The following is a 3,173-nucleotide window of genomic DNA, read 5'->3' on the forward strand; positions in this document are numbered from 1 at the left end:
GGGCCGAGTTCACCCCATTCTCTTTTTGATTACTACCAAAGTTATCCATAAAATAAAGGACAAAGATTTAGTGCGATGACCAACTATTAGGAATCAACAATGACGGTTCTTAAATGGAAATCTAATCTAAAGGATTTGGGCTTGCAGCACTTCGCTTTGCTTCGTTCGCTCTTTAAATCATTTCTCAATACTTTTAAGGTTTGAACTTTTACCCTAAAACAAATCATTGATAAAAGGGTTTGCTTATTCCGTATCCTTAATTAGTTTACCATTTAGCCCCTTATTTACTTGAACAATGAAATTCAGTTTCGCGGGGCAGATTGTCTGTTTTTCTATCCTTTCACCTAAAACCAAATTTTTTGTAATTAGAAAATTCCTACATTTAAACAATTGCCAATTATAATAAGCCATAATTAGTCAAATGGAAAATTCAAAGCATTGTGAAATATGCGATTTAAGTTCATTCAATCTCCATGACGGTATTGTTTGTAGCTTAACTGATAAAAAAGCAAGTTTCATTAAGAAATGCCCAGATATTCAATTGGATAAGAAAATGAAGGAAAAGCTGATTGAAATCAATACTGAATTCCAAGATTCAAAGTATGTGAAAAAATTAGCAATTGGGAATATGATTTTTTACAGTCTTATAGGTTTAGCGGTATTATACCTCTGCTATTATTTAAGTTTTAAATTATTAGAACTTGGGGTTTTCCATACAGGTACAATTGTGATTTTCGTAATAGGGATTTTCATTGTCGGGATTGGTTTTGGTGCATTGAACTATTCAAGACAAAAAAGTAATGTCTCGTCACCTAAAAAAATCAACCTGGATATGCTTACTGAATTGTATCAAATTAGATACCAGTTTGAATCTAATATTTCCACTGATGTGATGGGGATAAAGGAAACTAAAATCAAGTTAAGGGTTAACGGGGAAACCATTGAAAAAGTAAGTCGGTATTAATTCCGTTTTGTAAGTGATACATATTTTAAATTTCAAATTATTGATAGTGTCAAAATGAGTTGGGATTTATTCGTGCAAGACTGGGGGGATTTTGATTCTTTGGATGGTATCTCCGATGATTTTGAACCGCAATCAATTGGTAAGAGGTCAGATATCATTGATAAAATAAAAACAGTTGAACCAACTGTGGATTTTTCAAATCCATCTTGGGGGAAATTAGAGAACGGACAATTCTCAATAGAGTTTAATATGGGCGATTCTGAGAAATTCGATGGTTTCGTGATGCACATAAGAGGAAATGAACTTGCGGTGCCATGTATTGGAAATATTTTGGACCATCTTAGATTGAAAGCCACGGATGGATCCAGTCCTTTCTTCTTTGATATCGAAAAGTCTAAATTGGATTTACAAAAATGGATTGATTATAGAGAATTAATTCTCAACACATAAAGTTCAAATAAACGATTTGTAAATCCAATAAACTTAACTTTTGATGCTTGACAAGAAAATCTATAGACATACCAATGTTGAGTTATTGGATGTGATTAAAAATAGTCAGAATAAGGTTTTGATTGTTAAGGCTCAAGCAGAATTGGAGAAAAGGAGTTTAACGGATGACGAGCTTCAAACTACAGAATCAGAATATTTGAAGTATCTCGAATTTAAAGAAAATCGAAAAAATGAATCCTTGACAAGAGAAGAGTGGTTGTCATTTTTCATATTACCATTTATCACTCCAAGGCCTAAGTGGCGAAATGATCATTTTACAGATTCGGAATATCAGCGATTTGAGAAATATGGATTTGATAAAAAAGCAAAACAAGCATCCGAAGTTCAGGCTCTAGGAATTTTGTTTTGGTTTGTTCTTTTCATTGTCTGTTTGGTAGTTGCTGGATATATGAATCTATTATAAAGTTTAAATAAACGATGATAAAGCCTCAAGATTGGAAAATTGTTCCAATGCCAGAAGAAAGAGAAATCTTTTATTCTGGACGGGTGTTAATGTCACATGAATATAACAAACTTCATGAGGGGCTTAAACCAAACCAAATGGAAGATAAATGGTTTGTCTATTATAAAGAACAAAGGATTTATTTTCACAGGAGTTGGACAGGCCATTGTATTTTTATTGCAGAAGTTGAAAAGGATGATTCAATCTGTATTGGGAAAGTTATTTCTAATAAAAATTCAGAACAATTTGGTTTGAAAGATTTAGCAACCAAAAAAGATATGTTTAATCAACTTGTCGATTATGTAATTCGCAAATAGTTCAAATAAGCGATTATTCTAGGATATGAATGAAAACATGGAAGAGCATATTGTTAACTTATTGGGGTATAAAGAGCGCCATGAGTTTATCAGAAAAGCTTTCAATACAGGCAGTAAGTCGAGTAAAAAGATGAAAATTGAAATGGAAGAAATTAGGTATTCATGCTTCAAATATATTGAGCATAATAATATAATTAAATATTTGACTTTTGGGGGAACTACTCCTCAGCACCAAGCAGAATTTAATAACTTCGAGAGTATAAGTGATTTTCATATAATAATCGATGAAGTAATTGAAAAACTAAAGTCTAAATAAACGATCATAACATAAGATGAGTAATGACATGAAAAGAAACAAAATAATTAAAGGCACTATCCCATACTCTGATTTAAACCCAAATTTAAATTTTGAGCCTGAAGAAGAAACCATTGAAGCCTTTGGGAAATTATTAACTTTAATAGACGGATTGACTGAAGAAGAAAGACAAGCAATATTAAATTCTAAATAAAGGATAGGCTAATAAAGTTTTAGATATCCCAATCCTTAGGAGAGGTTTTCTAAATAGATTGGTAAAAGAATATTGGTGCTAGGAATATTATTTTTTCAGAATAATTCATCCTTTTTAAACTGATTTCAGTATTTTTAGTATCAAATGGATATGTTCTTATTCTCATTTTCATAATAAATGTGCAATAAGGTGTGCAGGTTCTGGAATTTCAGTGCTTGTTTCTGATTTACAACAACATACAATTGTAGACTTCCCTTAGATAGAACTGCTTATTTTTCTAAAACTTCATCAAATTTATCGTTTTTAATTCCTTGTGCGGTACCGCACAAGGAATTAAGTTCCAGATATTGTTTTGGGGACACATATCCCAGGGCCTTGTGTGGCCTGTAATTGTTGTAATCGTCCATCCAAATCCGTGCCTGTTCCCTTAC

General features: G+C 32.1%; 7 protein-coding genes. 6 read left to right on the forward strand and 1 reads right to left on the reverse strand.

Translation table 11 applies throughout. From position 1 onward, the window contains the following. The first annotated feature begins 421 nt into the window (after window positions 1–421). From AC13CC_RS10295 to AC13CC_RS10320, 6 genes are read left to right on the forward strand one after another with little or no spacing between them, the layout of a single operon-like run. Window positions 422–964, forward strand: coding sequence for a hypothetical protein (locus AC13CC_RS10295; RefSeq protein WP_482875793.1), 543 nt, complete (start codon window positions 422–424; stop codon window positions 962–964). Window positions 965–1,018: 54 nt separating this feature from the next. Then, on the forward strand, window positions 1,019–1,414 hold the full coding sequence (locus AC13CC_RS10300) for a hypothetical protein (protein ID WP_482875794.1): 396 nt from the start codon (window positions 1,019–1,021) through the stop codon (window positions 1,412–1,414). Window positions 1,415–1,457: 43 nt separating this feature from the next. Beyond that, on the forward strand, window positions 1,458–1,877 hold the full coding sequence (locus AC13CC_RS10305) for a hypothetical protein (RefSeq protein ID WP_482875796.1): 420 nt from the start codon (window positions 1,458–1,460) through the stop codon (window positions 1,875–1,877). Window positions 1,878–1,924: 47 nt separating this feature from the next. Then, window positions 1,925–2,233, forward strand: a complete 309-nt coding sequence (locus AC13CC_RS10310) for a hypothetical protein (protein ID WP_482875797.1) — start codon at window positions 1,925–1,927, stop codon at window positions 2,231–2,233. Window positions 2,234–2,270: 37 nt separating this feature from the next. Then, window positions 2,271–2,549: a hypothetical protein gene (locus AC13CC_RS10315; protein WP_482875799.1), complete on the forward strand. Its 279-nt coding sequence runs from the start codon at window positions 2,271–2,273 to the stop codon at window positions 2,547–2,549. Between the two features lie 28 nt (window positions 2,550–2,577). Beyond that, window positions 2,578–2,742, forward strand: coding sequence for a hypothetical protein (locus AC13CC_RS10320; RefSeq protein ID WP_482875800.1), 165 nt, complete (start codon window positions 2,578–2,580; stop codon window positions 2,740–2,742). A gap of 269 nt (window positions 2,743–3,011) precedes the next feature. On the opposite strand, the gene AC13CC_RS10325 is transcribed toward AC13CC_RS10320, so the two are convergent. Continuing rightward, a partial coding sequence (locus AC13CC_RS10325) for an integrase core domain-containing protein (protein ID WP_482875801.1) occupies window positions 3,012–3,173 on the reverse strand: 162 nt, incomplete at its 5' end.

The sequence above is a fragment of the Flagellimonas sp. L-11 genome (genome assembly GCF_056857735.1).

Coding starts and splice junctions, on each gene's coding strand:
- AC13CC_RS10320 (WP_482875800.1), top strand. CDS start 2,578: ATGAAAAGAAACAAAATAATTAAAGGCACTATCCCATACTCTGATTTA.
- AC13CC_RS10305 (WP_482875796.1), top strand. CDS start 1,458: ATGCTTGACAAGAAAATCTATAGACATACCAATGTTGAGTTATTGGAT.
- AC13CC_RS10310 (WP_482875797.1), top strand. CDS start 1,925: ATGCCAGAAGAAAGAGAAATCTTTTATTCTGGACGGGTGTTAATGTCA.
- AC13CC_RS10295 (WP_482875793.1), top strand. CDS start 422: ATGGAAAATTCAAAGCATTGTGAAATATGCGATTTAAGTTCATTCAAT.
- AC13CC_RS10300 (WP_482875794.1), top strand. CDS start 1,019: ATGAGTTGGGATTTATTCGTGCAAGACTGGGGGGATTTTGATTCTTTG.
- AC13CC_RS10315 (WP_482875799.1), top strand. CDS start 2,271: ATGGAAGAGCATATTGTTAACTTATTGGGGTATAAAGAGCGCCATGAG.